The sequence below is a fragment of the Kitasatospora sp. NPDC086801 genome (genome assembly GCF_044745805.1).
GTDB lineage: Bacteria > Actinomycetota > Actinomycetes > Streptomycetales > Streptomycetaceae > Kitasatospora.
The window spans coordinates 365,658-389,626 of the sequence record NZ_JBIVAX010000001.1; the positions used below are offsets into that span (position 1 = coordinate 365,658).

21 protein-coding genes and 1 pseudogene are annotated in these 23,969 nt (G+C 74.5%); 9 read left to right on the forward strand and 13 right to left on the reverse strand.

From position 1 onward, the window contains the following. Window positions 1–146: 146 nt before the first annotated feature. The 9 genes from ACIPLC_RS01765 to ACIPLC_RS01805 form a co-directional block, all read right to left on the reverse strand. Window positions 147–1,427 carry a GNAT family N-acetyltransferase gene (locus tag ACIPLC_RS01765; RefSeq protein ID WP_400469816.1) on the reverse strand — a complete coding sequence of 427 codons (1,281 nt, stop codon included), beginning with the start codon at window positions 1,425–1,427 and terminating at the stop codon, window positions 147–149. Window positions 1,428–1,467: 40 nt separating this feature from the next. Next, entirely contained in the window at window positions 1,468–1,989 is a 522-nt protein-coding gene (locus ACIPLC_RS01770; protein ID WP_400469819.1) for a GNAT family N-acetyltransferase, read from the reverse strand. A gap of 62 nt (window positions 1,990–2,051) precedes the next feature. Beyond that, a complete protein-coding gene (locus ACIPLC_RS01775) occupies window positions 2,052–3,326 on the reverse strand; it encodes a C40 family peptidase (protein WP_400469822.1) in 1,275 nt (424 codons plus the stop codon). Window positions 3,327–3,564: 238 nt separating this feature from the next. After that, window positions 3,565–4,632 carry a hypothetical protein gene (locus tag ACIPLC_RS01780; RefSeq protein ID WP_400469825.1) on the reverse strand — a complete coding sequence of 356 codons (1,068 nt, stop codon included), beginning with the start codon at window positions 4,630–4,632 and terminating at the stop codon, window positions 3,565–3,567. 78 nt (window positions 4,633–4,710) lie between these two features. Beyond that, window positions 4,711–6,498 carry a threonine/serine exporter family protein gene (locus ACIPLC_RS01785; protein WP_400469827.1) on the reverse strand — a complete coding sequence of 596 codons (1,788 nt, stop codon included), beginning with the start codon at window positions 6,496–6,498 and terminating at the stop codon, window positions 4,711–4,713. A gap of 209 nt (window positions 6,499–6,707) precedes the next feature. Further along, complete coding sequence (locus ACIPLC_RS01790) at window positions 6,708–7,361, reverse strand: DedA family protein (RefSeq protein ID WP_400469830.1); 654 nt, start codon at window positions 7,359–7,361, stop codon at window positions 6,708–6,710. A gap of 132 nt (window positions 7,362–7,493) precedes the next feature. Further along, on the reverse strand, window positions 7,494–9,851 hold the full coding sequence (locus ACIPLC_RS01795) for a hypothetical protein (RefSeq protein WP_400469832.1): 2,358 nt from the start codon (window positions 9,849–9,851) through the stop codon (window positions 7,494–7,496). A gap of 61 nt (window positions 9,852–9,912) precedes the next feature. After that, window positions 9,913–11,850 (reverse strand): ATP-binding protein, encoded by a 1,938-nt coding sequence (locus ACIPLC_RS01800; protein WP_400469835.1) that lies wholly within the window; start codon window positions 11,848–11,850, stop codon window positions 9,913–9,915. 190 nt (window positions 11,851–12,040) lie between these two features. After that, window positions 12,041–13,774: a TetR/AcrR family transcriptional regulator gene (locus ACIPLC_RS01805; protein WP_400469838.1), complete on the reverse strand. Its 1,734-nt coding sequence runs from the start codon at window positions 13,772–13,774 to the stop codon at window positions 12,041–12,043. A gap of 208 nt (window positions 13,775–13,982) precedes the next feature. Here ACIPLC_RS01805 and ACIPLC_RS01810 point away from each other — a divergent pair, with 208 nt between their 5' ends. Beyond that, window positions 13,983–15,140 (forward strand): acyl-CoA dehydrogenase family protein, encoded by a 1,158-nt coding sequence (locus ACIPLC_RS01810; protein ID WP_400469841.1) that lies wholly within the window; start codon window positions 13,983–13,985, stop codon window positions 15,138–15,140. A gap of 175 nt (window positions 15,141–15,315) precedes the next feature. Here ACIPLC_RS01810 and ACIPLC_RS01815 read toward each other — a convergent pair whose 3' ends face one another. Next, window positions 15,316–15,582 carry a hypothetical protein gene (locus ACIPLC_RS01815; protein WP_363375057.1) on the reverse strand — a complete coding sequence of 89 codons (267 nt, stop codon included), beginning with the start codon at window positions 15,580–15,582 and terminating at the stop codon, window positions 15,316–15,318. Between the two features lie 143 nt (window positions 15,583–15,725). Here ACIPLC_RS01815 and ACIPLC_RS01820 point away from each other — a divergent pair, with 143 nt between their 5' ends. After that, a complete protein-coding gene (locus tag ACIPLC_RS01820; protein ID WP_400469843.1) occupies window positions 15,726–16,043 on the forward strand; it encodes a cupin in 318 nt (105 codons plus the stop codon). A 52-nt stretch (window positions 16,044–16,095) separates the two neighbouring features. On the opposite strand, the gene ACIPLC_RS01825 is transcribed toward ACIPLC_RS01820, so the two are convergent. Then, window positions 16,096–16,710, reverse strand: a complete 615-nt coding sequence (locus ACIPLC_RS01825) for a TetR/AcrR family transcriptional regulator (protein WP_400469847.1) — start codon at window positions 16,708–16,710, stop codon at window positions 16,096–16,098. Window positions 16,711–16,819: 109 nt separating this feature from the next. On the opposite strand from ACIPLC_RS01825, the pseudogene ACIPLC_RS01830 reads away from it, so the two are divergent. Further along, window positions 16,820–17,023, forward strand: a pseudogene (locus ACIPLC_RS01830) (MFS transporter); the annotation flags it as partial. A gap of 19 nt (window positions 17,024–17,042) precedes the next feature. Here ACIPLC_RS01830 and ACIPLC_RS01835 read toward each other — a convergent pair. Then, window positions 17,043–17,321 carry a type II toxin-antitoxin system RelE/ParE family toxin gene (locus tag ACIPLC_RS01835; RefSeq protein WP_400469850.1) on the reverse strand — a complete coding sequence of 93 codons (279 nt, stop codon included), beginning with the start codon at window positions 17,319–17,321 and terminating at the stop codon, window positions 17,043–17,045. A 233-nt stretch (window positions 17,322–17,554) separates the two neighbouring features. Between ACIPLC_RS01835 and ACIPLC_RS01840 the strand changes: the two genes are divergently transcribed. The 6 genes from ACIPLC_RS01840 (at window position 17,555) to ACIPLC_RS01865 (ending at window position 22,229) form a co-directional block, all read left to right on the forward strand. Further along, complete coding sequence (locus tag ACIPLC_RS01840; RefSeq protein ID WP_400469853.1) at window positions 17,555–18,124, forward strand: methyltransferase family protein; 570 nt, start codon at window positions 17,555–17,557, stop codon at window positions 18,122–18,124. 336 nt (window positions 18,125–18,460) lie between these two features. Then, window positions 18,461–18,754 carry a Sec-independent protein translocase subunit TatA gene (gene tatA, locus ACIPLC_RS01845; RefSeq protein WP_400469856.1) on the forward strand — a complete coding sequence of 98 codons (294 nt, stop codon included), beginning with the start codon at window positions 18,461–18,463 and terminating at the stop codon, window positions 18,752–18,754. Between the two features lie 151 nt (window positions 18,755–18,905). Beyond that, a complete protein-coding gene (locus tag ACIPLC_RS01850; protein ID WP_400469858.1) occupies window positions 18,906–20,276 on the forward strand; it encodes a hypothetical protein in 1,371 nt (456 codons plus the stop codon). Window positions 20,277–20,393: 117 nt separating this feature from the next. Beyond that, window positions 20,394–20,927 carry a potassium channel family protein gene (locus ACIPLC_RS01855; protein WP_400469861.1) on the forward strand — a complete coding sequence of 178 codons (534 nt, stop codon included), beginning with the start codon at window positions 20,394–20,396 and terminating at the stop codon, window positions 20,925–20,927. Window positions 20,928–21,196: 269 nt separating this feature from the next. Beyond that, window positions 21,197–21,607, forward strand: coding sequence for a VOC family protein (locus tag ACIPLC_RS01860; protein ID WP_400469864.1), 411 nt, complete (start codon window positions 21,197–21,199; stop codon window positions 21,605–21,607). Between the two features lie 37 nt (window positions 21,608–21,644). After that, on the forward strand, window positions 21,645–22,229 hold the full coding sequence (locus ACIPLC_RS01865) for a helix-turn-helix transcriptional regulator (RefSeq protein WP_400469867.1): 585 nt from the start codon (window positions 21,645–21,647) through the stop codon (window positions 22,227–22,229). 39 nt (window positions 22,230–22,268) lie between these two features. Here the strand turns inward: ACIPLC_RS01865 and ACIPLC_RS01870 are convergent, their stop codons facing one another. Then, complete coding sequence (locus ACIPLC_RS01870; protein WP_400469870.1) at window positions 22,269–23,870, reverse strand: protein kinase; 1,602 nt, start codon at window positions 23,868–23,870, stop codon at window positions 22,269–22,271. Between the last annotated feature and the right edge of the window lie 99 nt (window positions 23,871–23,969).

Below are 23,969 nucleotides of genomic sequence, written 5' to 3' on the forward strand. Positions count from 1 at the left end.
GGGGGGGGGGGGGGGGGGCGCGGGGGGGGGGGGGGGGGGGCGGGGCCCCGGGGGGGGGGGGGGCCCCCCCCCCCGCGGGGGCGCGCCCCCCCCCCCCCCCCCCCCCCCCCCCCCCGGCGGGGTTGAACGACGGACTCACCACGAACTCAGAAGATGTCCCTGGTCCAGGGCTGCAGAGGCGTGCGCAGCAGCAGGTCGGCGGCGACCGCCGCGCCCGGGCGCAGTTCGGTGAGCAGGCCGGCCGCGAGCAGCCGGGGCGCCGTCTCACCGCCCAGGTAGAGCGAACCCAACTCGGAGGCGTCCAGGGCGAGGTCGGCCTCGTCCGTGGTCCGGGTGCAGCGGCCGGTGCCGTCCTCGGCCACCTCGATCGCCCAGCGGCCGGAGGCGTAGCCGAGCCGGTCCTCGACCTCCAGCACCACCCGGCCGGGCGCGCCGTACGTCCGGGCGTCGAACGCGGCCGCCACGTCCAGCACCCGCAGCCAGGTGAAGTCGGAGTTGTCCGCGTACGGGGTGGCGGCGCGCGGGTCCTGGAGCAGCAGCGGCAGCGGGTCGTCCGGGCCGATGTTCTCCACGACGACCTTGCGCACCCAGTCGACGGAGAGGACGAAGCGCCACAGCTCGGCGGCGGCCGCCCGGTCGAGGGCCAGGAAGTCGGCCACGGTCAGGACGCAGTCCGGGTAGCTGCCGTCCCACTTGTCGTCGATCCGGTAGACCACCAGGCCGGTGACCACGCCGTCGGCGTCCCGGTGGACGGCCACGAACGGCTCCTTGAACTCGAAGCCCGGCACCTGGAGTTCGCCGGTGGTCCGCTTCCACCACAGCTCGTCGCGGGCGATCGCGCCCGGCTGGGTGCGCCGCCAGCGATCGTGCAGGTCGGAGCCCAGCTCGCGCGCCTGCGCCATGGTCACGAAGTCGATCCGCCCGCCGGGCACGGTGGGCAGGCCGTCGCGCAGGCCGCGGGTGCGGTGCAGGTCGACGTTCCAGCCGTGGCCGCGGGTGGCCGGGCCGAAGCCGTAACGGCCGTAGATGTTGTACTCGGCGGCGATCAGGATGGCGACCGCCGAACCCCGCTCGGCGGCGGCCGCGAGATCACGGCGCATCAACGCGCCGAGCAGGCCGCGGCGGCGGTGGGTGGCGCTGACCGTCACGGCGCTGACGGCGTCGGCCCGGACGACGGCCCCGCCCGGGACGGTCAGCTCGACGTCGAAGCTGCGGAAGGTGGCGATGCAGCGGTCCCCGTCGAAGCCCCCCAGCATCCGGCCCGGCTCCCACTGCCGTCGGCGGAAGTCGGCGGCGCTGCCGACGTGCGAGCGCAGGAAGCCCAGGGAGAGGGCCCGATCCCACGCGGCCACCTCGCCTTCGGTGATCGCGCGGATCCGGAGGCCGTTCACGATGTCGCCGGCCCCGCCATCGGTTGTGTTGCCCATGCGGCCACCGTACGGCCGCCGCTTTCGGGTGGCATCCCATTTATTCCGTGCCCGATCCGAGGTGCTCCCCCGGCGTCACCACCCAGTGGTTGCAGCGCAGGACGCGGTCCGCGAAGTCGACGTCCCGCTCGCCGAGCAGCCGGAAGCCGAGTGCCCGGCAGATCCCGTTGGACGGGCCGTTGGTCGTCGCCGGGAAGGCGTGCACCGGGCCCCACCGGCCGTCCCGGGCGGCGGCGTCCAGCAACTCCCGGACGGCCGCCTTGGCGAGGCCCCGCCCCTGGAACTCGGGCAGCACCATCCAGCCGACCTCGGCCACGGCGGCGCCGTCCTCCTCGTGCGACCAGAGCGCGATCCCGCCGGCCACCGCCTCCGGCCCGGCGCCGTCCGGGACGATCATCTTCATCCACGCGCGGTCCTCGGCGACCTCCACGACGTCCTTGCGCAGCCGCTCCTCCACCCGCTCCCGGGGCAACGGCCCGCCCAGTTCGGCCATCATCACCGCGTCGCACCGCATCCGGACGTACGCCTCGACGTCCCCCGCCTCGACATCCCGCAGCCTCATCGCGTCTCCTCCCGAGTGATCGAAGCGGCCACGCTAGCGCCGGCCACCGACACCGGCGCAGGTCAGGGGCGGGCGTAGAAGTCGGGGGTGCCCATGATCCAGAGGCTGGCCTGTTTGACCGGCATGCCGACGCGGGGGGCCTCGATCATCTGGTCGTCGCCGATGTAGAGGCCGACGTGGTGGATGTCGGCGGCGCGGCCGGTGTCCGTCCAGAAGACGAGGTCGCCGGGGCGCAGCTGGGGGTAGCTGACCGGGGTGCTCTGGGCGTACTGGTCGGCGGCGAAGTGGTTGAGCTGTTTGCCGCCCTCGCGCCAGGCCATCATGGTGAGCCCGGAGCAGTCGTAGCCGGCCGGGCCCTCGCCGCCCCAGATGTAGGGCAGGCCGATCTTGGAGCGGGCGAAGGCGATGGCGGCGGCGGCGCCCTCGGCGGACCACGGGCCGGCTGCGGCGGCGGGAGGTGCGGCCAGGGTGGTCTTGGCGGCGGCCTCGGCCGCGGCGGCCGCTTCGGCGGCGGCCTTCTCGGCGGCGGCGCGGGCGGCGGCCTCGGCCTCGCGGGCGGCGATCGACTCCAGGGCCTCGCGGCGCCGGCGTTCCAGGTCGACGGTGGTGTGCCGGGCGGCGGCCAGCTCGGTGAGCAGTTGTTCGCGGCGGCGGCCGGCGGCGGCGACCGCGTCCTGCTGGGCCGCGAGCCGGGCCTCGGCCCTGGCCTTGGCGGCGCCGACCTCGGTGGCGGCCTTCTCGGCGGTCTCGGTGGCGGTGCGGGCGGCGGCGGAGGCGCGGGTCGCGGCGGCGGCGGTGGAGGTGGCGGCGTCGAGGATCTGCCGGGTGCGCTCGCTGGCGACGCCGACCACGGCGGCGCGGTCGCCTGCTTCGCGCGGGCCGTGGGCGCCGAGCAGGGCGTTGAGGGCGGAGAGTTCGGCGCCCGCGCCCTGACGGTACGTTTCGGCGGCGAGCTGGGCGGCGTCCTCGGCGGCCACGGTGCGGTCGGCCTCGGCGGCGGTGGCGCGCTGGGCGGCGGCGGTCTCCTCGGAGCGGGCCCGGACGAGGGCGAGCTGGGCGCCGTTGTAGGCCTCGACGGCCTGTTCGGCGCTGCGGCCGGCCTGGTCGAGCTCGGTCCGGGCGGCGGCGAGGCCGGCTTCGATGGCGGTGACGGAGGCGGCGGTGCGGTCGGCCTCGGAGCGGGACCGGTCGATCTCCTCGGTGGTCGGGTACGGATCCTCGGCCCGGGCGGGGCCGGCGGCCGGTTCGGGGTCCGCCGGGGTGGCCTGGGCTGCGGGGAGCAGCCCGAGCAGGGCGGTGAGGGACAACAGGAGGGTCGGCAGGAGCCTGCGCGCCACGAGACATCCCTTCTCACGGGGCCGGAGGGGACGGCGGCGGACGGTCCACGGCGCTCGGGCGGGGGCGGCCGGGCGGAGCAGGTCCGACGAATCATCCCATCACATGACAGAACGGTCACTCGTCGATCATGTTCTCAACTCCGGCGCTTTTCACACCTCGGACGCACTCCGCCGGGCGGGTGACCATCAGATGATCTGACCGCGAGTCATCTTCAGCCAGGCACGAAGGGTGTACGAACTACCGGTGGATCCGGCGGGTGTGCGTCCTGAGGTGGGGGTGTCGCCCGGGCCGGCGCTCCACCCCGGTCGGACGAACCGCGTACGTCCGATTGCGCCCCGCCCGGACCGCACGACGGCGCTGCTGAGCCCCGCGGGACGGGCCCGCACCGCTGCCGCCCGCACCGCCCTCCGCCGCCGGTGCCGCCGCACCGGCGGCGGCCGCCGAGCGGCGGTCGGCCAGCCGGGCCTGACGCCGGGCCAGCGACCGGGCGGCGTGCGCGTCGAGGTGGGCGGTGGCCCGGGCGGACATCCGCTCGGCCACCCGGTGGGCGGCGGGGTGGTTCGCGGGCACCTTGTCGGGGGCGCCGGCGATCAGGTCGAAAAGCCAGGTGCGGGCCCGGTCCGCACGCCGGTGCAGCAGGCGCTCACGCCGGAGCGCACGTGCCCGGCGGCGTGGGCGCGTGGCGTACCGCCAGCGGGCCCACGGGCTGCTCGGGCGGGCCAGCCGGATCGCCCCGATCCAGGACAGGCCGGGGACCATGATGCCGAGCAGGCCGGTCCACATCTTGCCCTTGATCAGGGTGATCACCGAGGCCAGGGCGTTCACCGAGATCACCGTGATCAGGCCCCACCTGGTCTCCTGGCTGGGCACCACGCCGAGCGGCACGTACCCGACCAGCAGCAGGGCGGTGAACAGGATCCCGAAGATCACCGCGTCCACCGACTTGCGGCCCTGCTCGCTCCAGTACACGTCGTCCAGGTGCAGGATCAGCGCGAACTCGTCCAGCACCAGGCCGCAGCCGATGCCGAAGACCAGTCCGAACCAGTCGATCCACGGGTGCCCGCCGTACGTGGCGAACACCCCGACGCCGCCGACCAGCAGGAAGCCCAGGCCGAACACCATGTGATGGATGTGCAGGCCGCCGGGGGTGACGTTGCCGAACCACCACCGCACCTCGGCCCGGATCATCCGGACGCTGAACCGGATGAACACGAAGGAGGTGATGAAGCCGACCAGCAGCAGGAACAGCGGCTGCTTGTGCGCGGCGACGATGTGCTCGCGGTAGCCGTCCAGCAGTGTGGTCATGCGTCTTACCTTCGTTCCTGGTCCTGCGTCCGGCCTGCCGTGACATGGCCCGGAGCCCAACACCGGTCCAACGCGCGGTCAGAACCCGCGGGTGCGTTTGGCCGCCCGGCGCGGTACGACCGGGTACAGCGACGGGCGCTCGCCGCCGACCGGCAGCTTCATGAACAGCCGGGCGATCTCACCGCCGAGGTTCACCCCGATCGCCAGCGCCATCGCGATCGCCGCCGCCCGGGACACGGACACCAGGCCCGCGCTGGCGTGCCCCTGGGCGAACGAGAGCATCCCGAGGTAGAGCGCCGAACCGGGCATCAGCGGGCCGATCGCGGCGGTCACGTACGGCAGCGCGGAGCCGTTGCGGTAGCGCGCCATCAGCTGGCCGAACAGACCGACCAGACCGGCCGCCACCCCGGTCGCCACGATCGGGGAGATGCCCGCGTTGTACGCCAGCACGCCGTAGCTGGCCCAGCCGATGCCGCTGTTCAGGGTGACCAGCGCGAGCGAGCGGCGGTCGGTCTGCAACAGCGTGGCGAAGGCCAGGGTCAGCAGCATCGCGGCGACCATCTGGACCGGCGGGTAGGTGATGCCCGCCAGGCTCTCGTCCGGCCGCAGCTTCGCCTCGAAGCCGACCCCCAGGTAGAGGATCAGCATCACCCCGATCACGATGCCCGCGACCAGGTAGATCACTTCCAGCAGGCGGGCCGCGGCGGTGATGTAGAAGCCGGTCAGACCGTCCTGGACGGCGGCGACCAGCGCCCGGCCGGGCAGCAGCGCGAACAGGCCACCGGTGATCACCACCGAGCCGCGCAGGCCCCAGTCGTTGAAGGACAGGATGATCCCGGAGGCGGCGGCCGGCATCGCGGCCGCCACGAACTGGTAGAACTCCGGCAGCCGGCGCCGGGCCAGCGTGGAGGCCAGCCGGTCGCCGAGGACGGCCGCGACGAAGGCGCTGGCGAAGACCAGCCAGGCCTTGTCGTCGATCCGCCCGCCGACCAGGAAGGTGGCCGCGCCGGCCAGCAGGCCGGTGGTCAGCGCGAGCATCCAGCCCGGGTAGGGGTGCCGGTTGCGGCGGATCAGGGCGAGCCGGCGGTAGGCGTCGTTGACCGTGACCTTCTCCGCGGTGATGTCCGCGACCAGCTCGTAGACCGCGTTCAGCCGGGTGTAGTCGGAGGTGCGGCGGCGCACCACCCGGTCGGCGGTGATCGGCGGCTCGACCAGCGAGGGCTGGTGCGAGATGCCGATCAGGGTGAAGGTCACCTGCGGCTCGCAGTGGTCCAGCCGGTAGGCGTGCGCGATGCCGAGCATCGCCGCCTCGACGTCCTCGGCGGCTTCGCCGCTGGCGAGCAGCAGCTCGCCGATGCGCAGCGTCAGGTCGAGGATGCGGGGGACGTTGCGGGTCGCGGCCGCGGAGGGGTGCAGTTCGCGGGCGGTCCGCTCGAAGGCGGGGCGCTCGGACATCGGCATGCGCAGCAGGGTGCGCATCCGGTCCGGCCAGGGCGCCTCGCCGGGGGCGCCGGCGGTCAGCTCCGGGACCGGGATGCCCATCGGCGGGGTGTAGCCGGCGGCCCGCCACTCCTCCGGGGTGAGGGTGTCCTCGGCGACCGAGCGGCGGCGGGCGGGGCGCGCGTCCTCGGGGCCGGGTGCCTGCCCGGGGTGTGGCCCGAGCGCGGGGTGCGGCCCGGACTCGGCGGGCGGCCCGGGCTCGGGGGGCGGCCCGGACTCGGGGGGCGGCTCCCGTTCCGGCTCCGGGGACAGCAGGCCCCTGGTCTCCGTGATCGGCGGGACGAAGGGGACGACGGTGGCGGGCTCGACGGTCGGGGCCGGATGACCCAGCAGGCCCTCGGTGGGCGGCGCCTCGGCGGGGTTCACCGGCCGTACCGGCGGCGTCCGCCGGGTCTGACGGACCGCCCGGCCTCCCCTCGCCCGCTTGCCTGCGCCCGGTCGGCCCCGCTTAGGCACTTCCGCTCCTCGCCGCCCCTGGTGGCCGTCGGCCACCGTTCGATCTCGGGTTACACCTTGCCTGATCGAACTGTCGGACGCACATGTACGCGGCGTACCCCGGCGGGGCCGGCGGACGCCTACCCGGCGTGGTGGCGGTCGGCGGACGCCGCGCCGGAACGGCGGGCCCGCAGCAGTTCTACCGCCACCGGGACCACCGAGACCAGCACGATGCCGACCAGGATCACCTCGATGTTGTCCCGGACGAACGGGATCTGCCCCAGGAAGTAGCCGAGGACGGTGACGCCGGCGCCCCACAGCACGCCGCCGACGAGGTTGAAGACCACGAAGGTGCGGTAGTTCATCCTGCTCACCCCGGCGACGATCGGGGTGAAGGTGCGCACGATCGGCACGAAGCGGGCCAGCACGATCGCCTTGGGCCCGTGCCGGTCGAAGAAGGCGGCGGCCTTCTCCACGTTCTCCTGCTTGAAGAGCCGGGAGTCGGCGCGGCGGAACAGGCTCGGCCCGACCTTGCGGCCGAACAGGTAGCCGACCTGGTCCCCCGCCACCGCGGCGGCCACGATCAGCGCGCAGACCAGCCACAGCGGCTGGTGCAGGTAGGTGCCGCCGGCCACCAGCAGGCCGGTGGTGAACAGCAGCGAGTCCCCCGGCAGGAAGAAGCCGATCAGCAGGCCGGACTCGGCGAAGACGATGGCCAGGATGCCGAGCAGGCCGAAGGCGGAGATCAGGCTGGTCGGATCGAGCCAGGACGGGCCGAGGGCGAGGCTGGTCACGGGCGGACACTCCTGGAGGTCGAGTCTTGGCAATGAAAGGGTAAAGCATTGACCAAGACTCGACGGATCCCGCGATGGTTCCCGCCCCGGGCACGCGCGCCCCGCCCCCGTGGCGCGCGCACCCGGACCGGCTCAGAGGCCGTAGCGCTCGACGATCTCCTCGTGCCGGGCGGCGTCCGCGCCCGCCGCCTTGGCCAGGTCGAGCCAGGCGAGCGGGTGCGGCCAGCCGCCGGTGAGCCGGTGCAGCAGCGCGTCGGCCTCGGCGGCGGAGGCGGTCGGCGGCACCCCGACGGCGGCGTAGACGCCGGGCAGCACGCCGTCCTCGTCGGCCGGGTCGGTGATGCCGTACTGCTCCCCGCTGTACGCCCAGACCGCGTAGCCGGCCCGCTGGAGGCTCTCGCGCAGCTCCGCCCACGGCTCGTCGCCGGGCCAGCCGCCGTCGATCCAGTACGTGGTGTACCCCGCCGGGTCGAGCAGGGTGAGCAGCCCGAACACCGGGTGCCAGCCGCGCCGCTCCTCCTCGGGGGCGTCCTCGGCCGGCGGCGGCTCCAGCAGCGCCGGGGCGAAGACCACCACGTCACCGTGGTTGAGCGTCAGGTCGTCGCCGAGCACCGGCAGGATCCGGGCGGTGGCCGGACCGGTGCGGACGGCGGGCAGGTCGGCGGTGGCGCCGTTGGTGCGGGTGGCACGCACGGTGATCAGCTGCCACTCCTCGTCCACCGGCCCCTCGGGCTCGTCGAACTCGATGCCGAGCAGCGCGCCCGCGGAGCGGACCGCGGCCCAGTCCCGGTTGGCGGTGGCCGCGGTGACCAGGTGCCAGAGGTCGGGCTCCTGGACGGTGCGGTGGCGCTCCTCCTCCGGGGCGGCCTCGGCGGGCAGCGCGTGCTCCAGGATCTCCTGGTACAGCCGCTGCGCGGTGGCGTGGTCGCCCAGCTCGGTGGCGGCGCCGGCGGCCAGCCGACGGGTGTTGATCCGGCTGCCGTCCAGGGCCAGGATCGCCTCGCACTGCTCCAGCACCTCGGCCCAGCGGCCCTCGGCGGCGGCCCAGCGGGCGCGTATCCAGTGCCCGTCGGCCGGGCTGGCGTCGGCCAGCCGGTCGGCGAGGCGGCGGACGCCCTCGCCGTCCCCCGCGTCGATCAGGGCGGAGCCGAGCATGCCGATCAGCACCTCGTCGGTCGGGGCGGTGTCGAGCCGGTGCCAGAGCAGGTCGGCGGCGGCCCGGGCGTGGCCGAGGCCGCCGAGCACCGCGGCCAGGTTGACGGCCAGTTCGGTGGCGCCGGCCTCCTCACCCCGGTACCGGCCCAGGGCGACGGAGAGCAGGTCGGCGGCGGTCTCGTAGGGCACCCCGACCTCGGCCAGGTGCGCCGCCAGCCCGCCCGGCGGGACGGGCAGCTCGGGCTCCGGCAGCGCTTCGGCGGCCGCCCGCAGCGCGGCGACCTCCGCGGCCACGCCGTCGGTGCGGCGCAGCTGGGCGAGCTTGCGCTCCCCGGTCGCGGCGAGGGTCAGCGCCACCGTCCGGGCGCCGCGGGCGAGGGCGAGCCGACCCGCCGCCAGCAGCAGGTCCACGCACGGGCGGTGCGAGCCGGTGCCGTCCAGGTAGCCGACCCAGCCGGCCACGGCGGCGCCCAGCTCGGCGTCGTTCTCCCAGGCGCCGGCCGCGACCAGCAGCTCGACCGTATGCGTCCAGCCGTCCCGCAGGTCGGCGTGGCGCTCGGCGGCCTCCCGGTCGGGCAGCAGCGCCAGCGCCTCCTCCGTGCGACCGAGCGAGGCCAGCGCGCGGGCCCGCAGCAGGCCGCCCCAGAGCCGGTCGCTCTCGTCGATCTCGTGGTCGCGGGAGCGCTCGGCCTGCTCGGCGGTGTCGAGCAGCGCGAGCACCTCGTCGTGCCGGCCGAGCCGGTGCAGGGTGCCGGCCCGGGCGTGGTGGAAGTGCAGCGAGAGCCGCTCGCCGGCCGCCTGGATCCGGGCGGCGGCGGTGTCCAGGTGGGCGAGCGCCTCGGTGTGGCGGCCGTCGTCCTCCAGCGCGTCGGAGTACTCGCGGGAGAGGCAGTCGAAGCAGGCGCGGCCGGGCTCGATCCGCTCCAGCGTCTCGCCGAGCACCGCCAGCCGCTCCGGCACGTAGCCGGGGCCGTCGACCCGCGCGTGGCAGATCGCGAAGTCCTGCACCACGCAGACGGACTGCGGGCAGCCCGCCGTCTCCTCGCGGTGGGCGAACTCCAGCAGGTCGACCGCCTCGGGCAGGGCCTGCTCGCCCTGGTGGCGCTTGTTCAGCAGGTTCTGCATCCGCCAGTGCCGCAGGTAGACCTCGACCCAGGGCAGGCCGAGCGCCCGGGAGGCGGCCAGCGCCTCCGGGTAGACGGCGTCCACCTGGTCGTTGCGGCCCTCGTTGGCGTGGCCGGGCAGCTCGTAGATGGCGTCGGCCAGCCGCCGGTGGCCGGCCTCGGCGAGCTGGCGGTGGGCGTCGTGGACCCAGGCCCAGATGTCGGTACTCATGTGGTGTCCCCCTGCGTGGTGCTGATGTGATGTCTACCGCGGACCACTGACAATCCGTCCGTCACGCCTCGTCGGCGAGGGCGCCGAGGGTGTCCGGGACGTCCGGCAGGCCGGCCGGGACGGCGGCGGTCAGCGCCGAGACCGCGGTGCCGACCCCGGACAGCGCGGCGGTGAGGTCGCCGCCGGACGAACCCGGCGAGCCCGCCGAGGCGGCGGCCATGATCACCTTGAGCGAGCGGAGCAGCCCGGCCGCCGTGGCGCTGCCGGTGTGCCCGGTGCGGTAGGCGGCGAGCAGGTCCAGCACGGCCGGGCAGGACAGGTTGAGGTAGAGGCGGGCCCTGACCTCGCCGTCGGTGCGGGCGGTGAACGCCCGGGCCAGCCGCAGCGCCGCGGACGGGATCCGGGCGTCGGCCTGGTCGTCCTCGATCCGGGCCTTCAGCTCGGCCTCGCGGTCCGGCACCAGGACCAGCGGCAGGCCGGGCGGGTCGAACCGGGCCGGGACGAGTTGCTCGCCCTCGTCGGCGAGGGCGCCGGCCAGCCAGGCCGCCTCGCCGGCCGGCAGCGGGCGCTCCGGGTCGCGGAACAGCTCGCGGTCGCCGTGCTCGCTGCCCAGCTCGACCAGGCGGCAGCCGCGCAGCTGGGCGTAGCGGCGCAGGAAGGGCAGGACGGCGTAGCGGTCGCCGCGGGCGATCGGCACCCGCATCGCCCGGTACAGCATCTCCTCGAAGCCGCCGCCGCTGCCGAGCGCGACGTGCACCGCGCCCCCGCCCGCGGCCCGCAGCGCTCCGGCGGTGAGGTCGCCCTGGGAGGTGGGGACGGGGACGTCGTCGGCGAGCAGGGTGAACAGCCGCTCGTCGCAGAGCGCGGCGCCGAGCAGGTCCTGGCCGTGCCGGGTGAGGATGCGGCGCCAGGCGGCGGGCCGCAGCCGGGCGGTCTCGTACAGGCCGTCGACGATGGCGTCGGTGAGGGTGCGCTGGAGCACGCGGTAGTGGTCGTCGCGCTGGAGGTCCTCGCGGCTGGCGGTGGGGGTGAGCCGACTGGACTCGACCACGCCGCCGATGAACCCGGCCCAGCTGGGCAGCAGGTCGCGGGCGTCCTCGGCGAGCAGCATGCCGCGCAGGTAGACGGCGAGGTCGCGGTTGTCGGTGCTGCCGTAAGTGCCGCCGTCCTGGACCCAGAGCAGGCCGATCGCGTCGGTGCCGCCTGCGGCCCCTCCCCCGGCGCCGCCCTCGACCGGGTGGACGGGGAAGGCGGTGAGCGGCTCGAAGCGGCGGCCGAAGGCGGTGGCGAAGCGCATCCGGGCGGCGTGCTGGTCACCCGGCACGCTGTGGCGCCAGGGCACCTCGACGTCGTTGACGGGCTGCTCGTCGTCGCCGACGTGGACCGGGATCGGCAGCAGCACGCAGTACCGGCCGAGCACCTCGCGCAGCGCGTCCTCGTCGGCGAGGTGGGCGTGTTCGGCCTTGAGGGTCAGTTCGACGACCGTGCCGGGGCGGGGCCGGGCGGGCACCGGGTCGACCTGATACTGCTCGCCGCCCCGGCTGCGGTAGCGGTGGCCGAGGTGCGGTTCGCGGTGCGAGGTGGTGGTGACGGCGACCTCGTCGGCCACCGAGAAGGCGGAGAGGAAGCCGAGGCCGAAGGCTCCGATCAGCTCCTGGTTGCCGGTGAGGTCGCGCAGCATCCGGGTGTAGCCGGTGCCGACGGTGGCGAGGTAGGCGTGGATCTCCGGCTCGGTGAGGCCGGCGCCGGTGTCCTCGATGGCGACGACCCGCCGGGCGGCGTCGCCGCGGACCCGGATCAGCGGGCGGTGGTCGCCGTCCGGGTCCTCCAGGAGCCGGCGGGTGTGCGAGTCGTGGGCGTTCTGGACGAGTTCGCGCAGGGCGACCAGCGGGGTGGAGTAGAGATGGGTGGCGAGGACGTTCACCAGTCCGCCGAGATCGACCTCGGTCGTACGCAGATCCTCGGCGGGGGCGGGCTCGGGCGGGGCACCTTCAGACATGGGTCCCCAGTGTGCCAGTGCGACTATCCGGCGACCATTTCTTTCTCTCCGAGAAAACCCGGTCAACTCCGTGTTGACAGCGACGGGTTGTCCGACTTCGCCGCCTTGCACCTCAACCTCCCTTCCCACCAGCAGTGTTGATGGAGGCGGAGACCTCGCCGCAGCCGCCGGGCCATCTCCGGATACGGCGTCACCATGACACCATCGGGGGAATTGCCACCCGTTTGGTGGAGTTCGTCCACACCGTTGGTGAATGCTGAACGTGCGACGTCAGGCAACGGCGCCACGGAGCGGCCACTCCGGATCGCGCCACATTTCGCACCCCCAGCTCAGGGAGACCATCGTGTCCCGTATCCGCGCAGCCGCCGCCGTCACCGCCCTCGGGGCGTTCCTCCTCGTCGGCTTCGGCGCCGCCAGCGCCCACGCCGACAACGGCGCCGGTGCCATCGACCACTCCAACAGCAGCGTCGTGAACAACACCGGCTCCGCCAACGTCATCGGCAACGTCCACGGCAACGTGGTCGTCACCCAGCAGACGGCCACCGGCTCGGGCGCGAGCAACCAGAACAACGGCCTCGCCGCGACCGGCAACGGCGGCAACATCGGCGCTCTGCAGGGCAACGGCAACCTCGACGCCCGGGCCTTCTTCCCGGGCGCCGTCGGCTAGACCCCCCGCCCCGGGCGCAGCCACACCCTCCGGGCCGGGGGGCCCCCCCCGCCCCGGGGGGGGGGCCCCCCGGCCGCCGTCCGTTCCGGGCAGTCCGAGAACTACCCGGCCGAGGCGCAGCAGGCAGTCCCCGAGGTCCGGGCGGGCGCTGTGCGGGCGGTTCCGCACCCCGTCGTTGACCAGTGCGAACAGGGCGTGGACCCGGATCCGGGCCTCGACCGCGTCGCACTCGGGCCGGACCTGCCGCAGCAGGCCGACCCAGGTGCGCAGGAAATCGTGCCGGAAGTCCACCGCGACCCGGCGGTCCGGTGGGGCCAGCCGCTCCGTCTCGCTGAGCATCGCGCCCAGGTAGTCGCCGTTGCGCAGTGCGAAGCCGACGTACGCGCCCAGGCCGGCCGCCAGCGCCGCCTCCGGCCCGGCGGCGGCCGCGAACGCACCGTCCACCTCGTGCCAGAGCCGTTCGCGGCTGCGCACCAGCGAGGCGGCGAGCAACTGGGCCTTGCTGTCGAAGTGCCGGTAGACGCTGGGGCCGGAGATGCCGACGGCGGCGCCGAGTTGGTCGGTGCTGACGTTGTCGAAGCCGCGCTGGTGGAAGAGCCGGACGGCCGCCGCGAGCAGTTCCTCGCGGCGCGCCGGCGGCCTGGGCTCCGGCGGCGCGGGGGCGACGGGCCCGGCAGCGGGATCGGCAGTGGGATCGGCGGCGGCGCTGCTCAGGGGGGCCGTGAGGACGGCGGCGACGAGTTCGCGCAGCACCGCCTCGGCGCGGCGGGGCTGCGGCGCGGCCGACTGGTAGGAGAGCCCGGTACAGGCCGAGAGCGCCGACCAGCAGAGCAACTCGGCGTCCGGCGGCGGGAGTTCCGGCCGCTCGACGCGCAGCACGGCGGCCATCAGCGCGACGTCCGCGCGCAGTTCACGGCGCAGCGCCGCCCGCCGGGCCGGCGGCAGCAGCCGGGCGTCGCGCTGCACCAGGGTGCCGAGCGGGCGGTGCCCGACCGCGACGGCGGCCAGCGCGGCGCCGAGGTCACCGGTGGTGCGGGCCCCGCGCAGCCCGCAGGCCAGTGCGTCCAGCCCCAGCCGAACGGCGCGGTCGAGCAGTTCGGGCTTGCCGCGGAAGTGCCGGTAGAGGGCGGGCGCGGTGATGCCGACCCCGGCGGCGACCTCGGTCATGGAGACCTGGTGGTAGCCGCTGCGGTGGAACCGGTCGGCCGCCACGGCGAGGATCTGGGCGCGCCGCCCAGGAGGTCGTCGGACCACCATGGCGAGCCCCCTCCCTTGCTCCGGACTGCCGACCGAAGGCTAGCAAGGATTCACTTGAGGGCGTCGGCCGCCAGTGATCACCGGCCTTTTCCGGAGTCGTCGACCCTGGACAGCCGAAGCTACCCGGGATTAACTTGTGAGGCCATCACCTGGCACGTTCAGCCCCAGCCGGCGCCCGCAGCCGGTCACCACCGAAGGGAGCGCCGCCGTGCGCCGCACCGTGTTCAACGAGGACCACGAGGCCTTCCGGGAGACCATCCGGGACTTCATCGCCAACGAGGTCGTCCCGGTCTACGAGAGCTGGGAGGCCGACGGCCACCCGCCGCGCGACTTCTACCGGCAGCTCGGCGCGCTCGGCGTCTTCGGCATCGAGGTGCCGGAGGAGTACGGCGGCGCGGGCGAGAGCGGCTTCAAGTACCAGACGGTGATCACCGAGGAGACCGCCCGGGCGGGCGTGAGCTTCGGCTCCTCGGGCGTGCACACCGCGCTCGTCCTGCCCTACCTGCTGGAGTACGCCACCGAGGAGCAGAAGCGGCGCTGGCTGCCCGGCTTCGTCTCCGGCGACATCATGACCGCCATCGCGATGACCGAGCCGGGCGCCGGCTCCGACCTCGCGGGCATCGCCACCACCGCGCGGCTCTCCGAGGACGGCACCCACTACGTCCTGAACGGCGCCAAGACCTTCATCACCGGCGGCGTGCTGGCCGACCTCGTCCTGGTGGTCTGCCGCACCGCCCCGTACGACCCGGACAACCGCCGGGCCGGCCTGTCCATCCTCTGCGTGGACACCACGTCCCCCGGCTACACGGTCGGCCGCAAGCTGCAGAAGATCGGCCTGCGCACCTCGGACACCGCCGAACTGGCCTTCAGCGACGTCAAGGTGCCGGTGGAGAACCTGCTCGGCGAGGAGGGCAGGGCATTCTCCTACCTGACCCACAACCTGGTGCAGGAGCGGCTGGCGATCGCCGTCAGCGCGTACGCGTCGGCCGCCGCGGCGGTGCGGTTCGCGCTCCAGTACGTCAAGGACCGCAAGGTGTTCGGCAAGGCGGTGGCCGAGTTCCAGAACACCAAGTTCACCCTGGCCGACTGCGAGGCCCAGGTGGTGGCGCAGCAGTCGATGGTGGACCGCGCCCTGGAGCTGTACCAGCACGGGGAGCTGAGCGTCGCCGACGCGGCCGCCACGAAGCTGTTCTGCACCGAATCGGCCTCCACCGTCATCGACAAGTGCCTTCAGCTGCACGGTGGTTACGGCTACATCCTGGAGTACCCGATCGCCCGGCTCTACACCGACAACCGGGTGTTCCGGATCTACGGCGGCACCAGCGAGGTCATGCGCAGCATCATCGCCAAGTCGCTCGGCCTGTAGGCGGTCCACAGCCGCGGCGGGCCGCACCCCCATGGCGGCCCGCCGCACCCGAGCGGGCGGGCACGCCCGGCCGGGCCGGTGCGGCTCGCTCGGGCCGATGCGCCCGGGCGGGCCGGTGCGCTCAGTTGGGTGGGTGCGCTCGGGCGGGCCGGTGCGCTCAGTTGGGTGGGTGCGCTCAGTTGGGCGAACCGTGCTCCGCGCGCCAGGCCTCCCAGCCCGCGCTGGACGCCACCTTCGCCTCGCGCAGCGCCCGCTGGGCGAACGCGGCCGGCGCGGTCTCCAGGCTGCGCACCCAGCTGCGGCCGGCCGTGGCCAGCGCCGCGCACACCATCGCCGCCCCGGCCACGCCGAGCACGGCTCCGATGCCGGTGAGCAGTGCGCCGCCGGCCAGCAGCGAGCGGTTGACCTGGAACCCGCCGGAGATTGTCTCGTTGATCGCCATGCCTCCACGATGCGTGCACTCGCCGGGGGCTGCACGTCGAACGGCTCCGGGTGCGCGAGCCGACCGCGTCCGCGAACCTGGGCACACGGGGCCGGTCCGGGCGCCCGGGGTCGGCCCGGCACGCCGGGGCAGGAGGACGCGCGATGCCCGATCTCGAACAGCTCGCCGTGGAGCACGTCGCCCGGGCGGCCGAGAGCCCGCACGGGCGCAGCGCCCACCTGGTGCTCCACGACGGCGTCCTGCGACAGACCGTGATCGCGCTGACCGCGGGCACCTCGCTGGACGAGCACACCCCGCCGACCGCCGGCAGCCTCCAGGTGCTGCGCGGCCGGGTCTCGCTGACCATCGCCGGCCGGCACCAGGAGCTGCCGGTCGGGCAGCTGGAGCCGGTGCCCCAGGAGCGGCACGGGCTGCTGGCCCACGTGGACTCGGTGGTGCTGCTGACGGTGGTCACCGCCTAGTCCTAGCGAGGCGCGGCGAGGGCGGCAGCGGACTACGGACTACGGACCACAGTCAGCGCTCGGCCGCAGCGGGCGGTGACGTCGGCGCGGGGCTGAGCACGCTTCCGCTGACCAGCCGCAGCCCGCGCAGGAAGTCCCGTCCGTTCGGCGCCAGTTCGGGGGCGGCCAGCCACTGGGCGGCGTACCCCGCCAGCAGGGTCTGGTAGAAGGAACCGCGGACGATCTCCTCTTCGGTGTCCGGCACTTCGGGCAGCCCCTGGAACAGCGCGGCGAGGCCGAGCCGGCCCTCCTTCTGCGCCTCCGCGAACGCGTGCGCCAGTTCCGGCGCGTGCGCGGCCTGGGCGAGCGCCTCGAACTGGGCCGCCCAGAGCCCGCGGTGCGCGGTGAAGACGGCCTTGAGGCCGTCCCAGACCGCGGCGAAGCGCTCCTCCGGGTCGTCCGACGCCTGGTTCGCGGCGTCCACCACCGCGCCCAGGGCCGCGCCCATCTCCCCGATCGCCTCGACCATCGCCGCGTTGAGCAACGCGTCCTTCGAACCGAAGTGGTAGCCGATCGCGGCCAGGCTGACGCCCGAGGCGGTCGCGACGTCACGGGCGGTGGTGCGCCCGTACCCCTTCTCGTACAGGCAGCGCTTGGCGCCCGCCATCAGGTCTTCGCGATTTCCCATGCCTCGATCCTACGGAAGGGCTGCACGAATGTCTTGCACGTATGTCTCGCACGATTGATTTACACATATGTACTAGACGTTCGTCCGGCACGACCGTGCCGTCTTGCCCATGACCGCAACCACCGGCCGCGCAGGCCGTCGCGAATGGATCGGCCTGGCCGTTCTCCTGCTCCCGACCCTCGTCCTCGCCATGGACATGGGCGTGCTCTTCTTCGCCGCCCCCACCACGCTGGCGCCCAGCGGCACCCAGCAGCTGTGGATCATGGACATGTACTCGTTCCTGCTCGCCGGGCTGCTCATCACCATGGGCTCTCCGCCGCTCCCGCCGGCCCCTACCGGTGCCGGTGGACCTCACGACGGTTGCCGACCGCCATGACCCAGACGATCAGCACCCCGTCCTCGACGGTGTACAGCACCCGGTGGTCCCCCACCCTCAGCCGCCACCGGGCTCGGTGCCCCTGGAGCGGCTCGATGCCGAAGCCCGAGGTGTCGCCGACGTCCAGCACCTTCTGCAGCTCGGCGAGGCGGTGCAGGATGCGGACGGCGTCCGGCCTGGGCACCTTGAGGAGATCCCGTTGCGCGCCAGGGCTGAACCGCGTGACGTACCCCATCGCGCTCAGCCGTGGTGTTCGCGGAGCATGGCGGCCATTTCCTCCAGCGACACGGAGCCTTCGAGGCCCTCGGTCTCGGCGACTGTTGCTCATCGGGCCCGACGGGCGGGCCGGACGGTCCACCCGGAGGTGGAGCCCGCCGCATCCACCCCCGGGTGCGTGCACCGGCGGGCCCGGCGGAGGACCGTGAAGGGGTACGTGGCCCGCACCTCCGATCCGCCGGGAGCCGCCGCATGTCCCTGACGACCCTGCTCTCCCTCCTCGGCCTGCTCTGCTGGGTCGGCTACGAGCTGATGCTGCGCCGCCGCGCGGACTCCGCCGCCGGCACCTGGCGCGCGGACGGCCGCGACCGCGGCTCGACCCGGCTGCTGCTCGCCTGCTACGCCGCCGCGGTGCTGGTCGTGGTGCTGTTCGGCCGCGCCGGGATCGGCGAACTGCCCGCCAGGGCCCGCTGGTTCGGGATCGCGCTGATCGCCGCCGGGCTGGCGCTGCGGGCCTGGGGCATGCGCACCCTGGGCCGCTACTACACCCGCACCCTGCGCACCGTGGACACCCAGCACGTCGTCCGCAGCGGCCCGTACCGGCAGATCCGCCACCCCGGCTACGCCGGCAGCCTGCTGGTCTGGACGGGCTACGCGCTCGGCCTGGGCAGCTGGCCGGCGGCCCTGCTGGTGCTGGCGCTGCTGCTGGGCGCGTACGGCTGGCGGATCACCGCCGAGGAGCGGCTGCTGCTGGCCGCCTTCGGCCCGGAGTACGCGGAGTACCGGCAGGTGTCGAAGCGGCTCGTGCCCTTCGTGTACTGAGCCGCCGCTCGGGCACCGAACCGCCGCACCGCTCGGGCACCGAACCGCCGCACCGCTCGGGCGGTTGTGAGCTGCGGCACCCGGCGGCGGGGCGAGGGCCCCGAGGGGCGGGCGCGGCTCGCCGCGATGCCGTGCGGGCTGGCCATCGGGGGCGCGAGCCGGACCGGGCCGGCTCCGGCCGCCGCCGCGGGCGCTCGCGTTCCGCTCGAACGGCACCTGGTTTTCGGCCAGCGTTTCCCGGCCGGTGTATCCGTTCACCGCCACCGCCAGGCATACTGGCCAGCACGGGCGCTAGCCCACCTTTGGACCTAGACAAGAAGGGACCGGTGGCCAGGGATGCTGCGGAACGGTCTTGAGCCCTGGCACCTCCTGGTGGTGCTGGCGATCGTAGTCCTGCTGTTCGGATCGAAGAAGCTGCCGGAGATGGCCCGCGGCCTCGGCAAGTCGATGCGCATCCTGAAGGCGGAGACGAAGGCGCTGCGCGAGGACGACGCCCCGGCGGACGCCGCGCAGAGCGCCGGCACCGCGCAGAGCACCGCGACCCCGCAGCCGGCCACCACCCCGCCGGCCGTCACGCCGACCAACGTGACCAAGGCCACCGAGACGAAGCGGCCCGAGACGACCGCCTGAGTCCCGCGTTCCTCCGGAAGCCCCCGGTACCGTCCGATGACGGCGCCGGGGGCTTCCGCCGTGTCCGGGCTGCTCACGGCCCTCCCGACTGGCCGTCCGATCTGATCCGTTATCTCCTGGTGTGTACCCACCGGAGGAACGGAGTCGCGGCATGCCCACCGACGAACCGGGCGACGAGCCGGGCGCCAGACCGCCGGACGGACCGCCCGACGGACCCCCCGCCAGATCGCCCGACGAGCTGGCCGACCTGCGGGCCCGCCTGAGCGCCGCCGAGGCCCACGAGGCGCGGCTCGCCCAGCAGTTGGAGACCCGCCCGACCCGCCACCGGGTGCGGTCCCTCTTCGCCGTCCTGCTGATCCTGCTGGCCTGCGTGCTGACCCCGCTGAGCGCCGTCGCGGTGTGGGCGAAGTCGGAGATCGGCGACACCGACCGGTACGTCGCGACCATGGCGCCGCTGGCCGGGGACCCGGCGGTCAAGGCGGCCGTCACCGACCGGGTCACCGACGAGATCACGGCGCGGATCCCGGTCGACTCGCTGCTCGACAACGTCGCCCCCGACGACAGGCCCAAGCTCGGCGCGCTGCTGAACGGCATCGGCCAGGCCCTCGACAACGGGCTCACCGGCTTCGTCCGCACCCAGGTCCAGCGGGTGGTGGACAGCGACGCCTTCGCCACCCTCTGGACGGACGTCAACCGGCAGGCGCACGCCGCGATCGACCGGATGCTGACCGGGCAGGGCGGCGGCGCCGTCGAGATCAGGAACGACACCGTGGCGCTCGACCTCGCCCCGGTGATCGCCCGGGTGAAGACCGCGCTGGTCGACAACGGGCTCCCGCTGGCCGCGAGGATCCCGGAGATCCACACCTCGTACACGCTGGTGCAGTCCGACGCCATCCCCAAGGTGCGCACCGGCCTCCGGCTGCTGGACCTGGCCGGCTTCTGGGTGCCGGTGCTCGCGCTGGCCTGCGCGGTCGGCGGGGTGCTGCTCGCGGGCCGGCGGCGCCGGGCGGCGGTCACGGCGGCGCTGGGGATGGCCGGCGGGGCGCTGCTGCTGGGCATCGGGCTGAGCGTGTTCCGAGCCGTCTACCTGGACCGGCTCCCCGCCGGGGTGGACCAGGCCGCCGCCCAGGCGGTGTACGACACGCTGGTGCGCTACCTGCGCTCCGCCGTCCGGGTGGTGATCGCGCTCGGCCTGATCGTCGCGCTCGGCGCCTGGATCAGCGGTGGCGGGCGCTGGGCCCGCACCGTGCGCGGCGGCTGGCGCGCGGGGCTCGGCGCGGCCCGGAGCACCGCCGAACGGGCCGGGCTGCGGCTCGGGCCGGTCGGGCGGTTCGTCCACCGCTGGAAGGCCTGGCTGGGCTGGGCGGCGGTCGCGGTCGCGGCGCTGGCGTTCGTGCTGTGGAGCTATCCGACGGTGCTGGTGACGCTCTGCCTGGCGCTCGCGCTGGTCGGCGTCCTGGCGGTGCTGGAACTGCTGGACGAACCGGGCCGCCCGGAAGGGGAAGCCCCGGCCTCCGCCTGAGGGGCGACCAGCGGAACCGGGGGGTGACCGCCCCGGGGCCGGGGCACCTGCCGCTGGCACGCCCGGACGGCCCAGCCCGGACGGCGGCCCGCCCGGCGCAACCGCAGGCTGGACGGGATGTCCGAACACCAGCCACCACCACCGCACGGCCGCGCCGACCCGCGAGCCGCCCTCTGGCTGCTGGGCGCCTGCACCACGCTGATCGTCGTGTACTGGGCCCTTCCCCTGCGCGTCCTCGGCTACCACCGCCCCGTCCTCAGCTGGCTCGTGTTCACCGCCGCGCTGGTCGGCCTGAGCGGCCTGCTGCTGACGAAGACCACCGCCGTGCTGCGGGGCGACGCGAAGCGCCCGGTGGTCTGGCTGGCCTTCCTGATCTTCCTCGCGATGACCATCTTCTCCGCGACCTACTACGTCCTGGCCTCCCAGCCGGGCGAGTTCAAAGGGCTGGTCACCCGGCTCGACGCCCTGTACTTCACCATCGTCACCCTGGCCACCGTCGGCTACGGCGACATCGCCCCGGTCGGCCAGGCCCCGCGCCTCGTGGTGATCCTTCAGATCGGGTACACCTTCGTCTTCCTCGCCACGGCGGCGGGGACGCTGTCGCGGGCGATCCGGGCGAACGTCGAGACCCGTGTCCACCGGAAGCCGTGAGGTTGTCCACAGGGTGTGGACGGCCGCGCTCAGGACCGGCCGGTGTCGATGACGCGGAAGCGGAAGCGGAAGCGGAAGCGGAAGCGGAAGCGGTTGCCCTCGGCGCAGGCGAGGACGACGAAGTCCTGGCCCTCCGGGTAGCCGTCCCGGTCGACCGTGGCGGACCGTCAGACCGGGCCGAACCCGCCGCCGAACCCGCCGCCGGCCTGCGGCCGGAGCGGTCAGGTTTCGAGAAGCACGTCCGCGCGGCCGCACCTAGCATCGGCGCCATGGACATCACCATTCACACCAGCGTCCTCCCGCACGACGACCCGGACGCCTCCCTGGTCTTCTACCGCGACGTCCTCGGCTTCGAGGTCCGCGGCGACGTCGGACAGGGCAGGATGCGCTGGATCACCGTCGGCCCCGCCGGGCGGCCCGACACGTCCATCCTGCTGGCCCCGCCCGCCGTCGACCCCGGGGTCACCGAGGACGAGCGCCGCACCATCGCCGAGATGATGGCCAAGGGCACCTACGGCTGGATCCTGCTGGCCACCCGGGACCTCGACGGCACCTTCCGCGAGGTCCGGTCCGGCGGCGCCGAGGTCGTCCAGGAGCCGACCGAACAGCCGTACGGCATCCGCGACTGCGCCTTCCGCGACCCCGCCGGCAACCTGATCCGCGTCCAAGAGCTGCGCTGAGGCAGCCGAGGCCGGACCGGCGGAAAGGAGCCCTCCCGTGTGCCACCCCTCGTGGGCCCGCGCCCGCGCGGCCGCGCAACGCCTGATCGACCTCGCGCGGCTGCGCCGCGTCCGGGACCGGATCGACCGCGAGTACGCGCGGCCGCTGAACGTCCTGGCGCTCGCCCGCGACGCCGGCATGGCGGCCTGGCGGCTCAGCCACGAGTTCCGGCTGGCCTACGGCGACTCGCCGTACGGGTACCTGACGGCCCGCCGCGTCGAACGCGCGGCCGCGTTCCTGCGCTGCGGCGGCCTCGGCGTCACCGAGGTCCGCCACGCGGTCGGCTGCACCTCGCCGGACGCCTTCCGCACCCGCTTCACCGAGCTGGTCGGCATGCCGCCCGACGACTACCGGCGCCGCGCACGGCGGGCCACCGGACCGGTCGGGATTCGAGAAGCCCCGGCCACCGGGCCGCGCCCGGTCAAGCTCGCGCTGGACAAGCTCCGGGCCCTCGCCGAGGACGCCGGGGTCTCCCCCGACGGCAGCGGATCGCCCCGGCTCGTGATCGGCGGCACCGCCGGATCCTTCACCGACCCGGACGGGTCCGCCCGGGCGGCCGAGCAGCCCGCACCCGCGCGCTGAACCGCCGTTCCGCCGGCTGGCGGAGCCCGTCCCCCCGGGTCACCAGTCCTGGTTGTCGGCGGCCGTGGCGTGCAGGGTGATCAACAGGGCACTGACGCGGGCGTTCCAGTTGGCGTTGGTGGGGCCGTCGATGGCGTGTTTCTTGGCCAGGTCGCGGATCACCTTCTGGGCGTCCTTGAGCTCCTGGGCCGCGTCGTCCGCGGAGCCCTCGTTGAGGCGGGCGGAGGCGGCGTCGAGGATGCGCAGCAGCTCCACCTGGCGGTCGTGCTCCTTGCCGCCGACCTGGGCCTGGACGACCGCCTGGCGGAAGGCGTTGAGCTGGAGGGCCGGCGCCTGGTTGCGGGGATTGGCCGGGCCGGGGGCCGTGGGGAGACCGGCCGGGGTGGTGGGGGCCGCGGTGGTCGGGGGCGGGGTCGGGGTCGGAGTCGCCGAGGGGGTGGGCGCGGGGGCCGGGGTGCCGGGGGCGGTGGCCGCCGGCGGCTTGCCGGGGGCGGGTGCGGCGGCGGTGCCGGCGGGCTCGTCGAAGGCGGTGACGGCCAGGGCGGTGACGCCGGCGAGTGCGGCCACGCCCAGCGCGCCGAGCACGAGGGGCCTGCGGCGGCGGTTGCGGCCGGCGGGCGCGGGCGGGGCCTGCGGCACGGACGCCATCAGCGAGGTAGCCGGCGGGGCCTGTGGGACGCGCGCCATCAGCGAAGTGGCGGCCGGGGGCTGCGGCGGGAGCAGCGCGGTGTGCTGCTGGTTGGGGCTCACCGGCCGTACGGGCGGCAGCAGTTGGGTGGCGGCGGCGGTGGCGAGGAGTTCCGCCGTCGGGTCGCCGACCGCCAACCCGGGGATGGTGGAGAGGAGTTCGGCCCGCGCCGCGACCGCGTCCGCCGGCCGGTCGGCGGGGTTCTTGGCGAGCAGGCGCAGCACGGCCGCGTCCAGCGCGGGCGGCAGGCCGGGGCGGCGGAAGGACGGCAGCGCGGGCTGCTCGCTGACGTGCTTGAAGGCGATCGCCACCGGGGTCTCGGCGGTGAACGGGGTCTCGCCGGTGAGCATTTCGGTGAGCACGCAGCCGACCGCGTAGAGGTCGGTGCGGCCGTCCAGGGGCGAGGCGGTGGCCTGCTCGGGCGACAGGTAGGCGGCCGTACCGAGCACGCTCGCCGTCTGGGTCAGGTTGCTGGACGAACCGGCCCGGGCGATGCCGAAGTCGACGACCTTCACCCCGCCGTCGTCGGTGATCATGATGTTGCCGGGCTTGATGTCCCGGTGGACCAGCCCGGCCGCGTGCGCGACCGCCAGCGCCTCGCAGACCGCCGCCGCGATGCCGACGGCGCGCTCCACCGGCAGGCCCGGCTGCTGCGCCAGCACGGCGGCGAGCGAACGGCCGTGGACGAGCTCCATGACGATGAACGGCGTGCCCTGGTCGACGCCCGAGTCGAAGACCATGACGATCCTCGGGTGCACCAGCATGGCCGCGTGCTGCGCCTCGCGGCTGAACCGCTCGGCGAAGCGGGGGTCGTCGGCGAGTCCCCCGTTGAGGACCTTGACGGCCACCTGGCGGCCCAGCACGTGGTCCAGCCCGCGCCAGACGGTGGCCATGCCGCCGACGCCGAGTATCTCGACGAGTTCGTAACGCCCGTTCAGCGCCCGTCCGATCACCTGGAACTCCCCTCACGTGCCGTGCCCGGTGTTCCGGGCCGCCTCGTGCACCTGTGCACGATAGCCGCACCGCCGGACCGCACCGCCGGGGGCGGGGAG

Excerpts from the sequence above, each read along its gene's own strand:
- ACIPLC_RS01765 (WP_400469816.1), bottom strand. The coding sequence starts at position 1,427 with ATGGGCAACACAACCGATGGCGGGGCCGGCGACATCGTGAACGGCCTC.
- ACIPLC_RS01770 (WP_400469819.1), bottom strand. The coding sequence starts at position 1,989 with ATGAGGCTGCGGGATGTCGAGGCGGGGGACGTCGAGGCGTACGTCCGG.
- ACIPLC_RS01780 (WP_400469825.1), bottom strand. The coding sequence starts at position 4,632 with ATGACCACACTGCTGGACGGCTACCGCGAGCACATCGTCGCCGCGCAC.
- ACIPLC_RS01795 (WP_400469832.1), bottom strand. The coding sequence starts at position 9,851 with ATGAGTACCGACATCTGGGCCTGGGTCCACGACGCCCACCGCCAGCTC.
- ACIPLC_RS01800 (WP_400469835.1), bottom strand. The coding sequence starts at position 11,850 with ATGTCTGAAGGTGCCCCGCCCGAGCCCGCCCCCGCCGAGGATCTGCGT.
- ACIPLC_RS01805 (WP_400469838.1), bottom strand. The coding sequence starts at position 13,774 with ATGGTGGTCCGACGACCTCCTGGGCGGCGCGCCCAGATCCTCGCCGTG.
- ACIPLC_RS01815 (WP_363375057.1), bottom strand. The coding sequence starts at position 15,582 with ATGGCGATCAACGAGACAATCTCCGGCGGGTTCCAGGTCAACCGCTCG.
- ACIPLC_RS01820 (WP_400469843.1), top strand. The coding sequence starts at position 15,726 with ATGCCCGATCTCGAACAGCTCGCCGTGGAGCACGTCGCCCGGGCGGCC.
- ACIPLC_RS01825 (WP_400469847.1), bottom strand. The coding sequence starts at position 16,710 with ATGGGAAATCGCGAAGACCTGATGGCGGGCGCCAAGCGCTGCCTGTAC.
- ACIPLC_RS01835 (WP_400469850.1), bottom strand. The coding sequence starts at position 17,321 with ATGGGGTACGTCACGCGGTTCAGCCCTGGCGCGCAACGGGATCTCCTC.
- ACIPLC_RS01840 (WP_400469853.1), top strand. The coding sequence starts at position 17,555 with ATGTCCCTGACGACCCTGCTCTCCCTCCTCGGCCTGCTCTGCTGGGTC.
- tatA (WP_400469856.1), top strand. The coding sequence starts at position 18,461 with ATGCTGCGGAACGGTCTTGAGCCCTGGCACCTCCTGGTGGTGCTGGCG.
- ACIPLC_RS01850 (WP_400469858.1), top strand. The coding sequence starts at position 18,906 with ATGCCCACCGACGAACCGGGCGACGAGCCGGGCGCCAGACCGCCGGAC.
- ACIPLC_RS01855 (WP_400469861.1), top strand. The coding sequence starts at position 20,394 with ATGTCCGAACACCAGCCACCACCACCGCACGGCCGCGCCGACCCGCGA.
- ACIPLC_RS01860 (WP_400469864.1), top strand. The coding sequence starts at position 21,197 with ATGGACATCACCATTCACACCAGCGTCCTCCCGCACGACGACCCGGAC.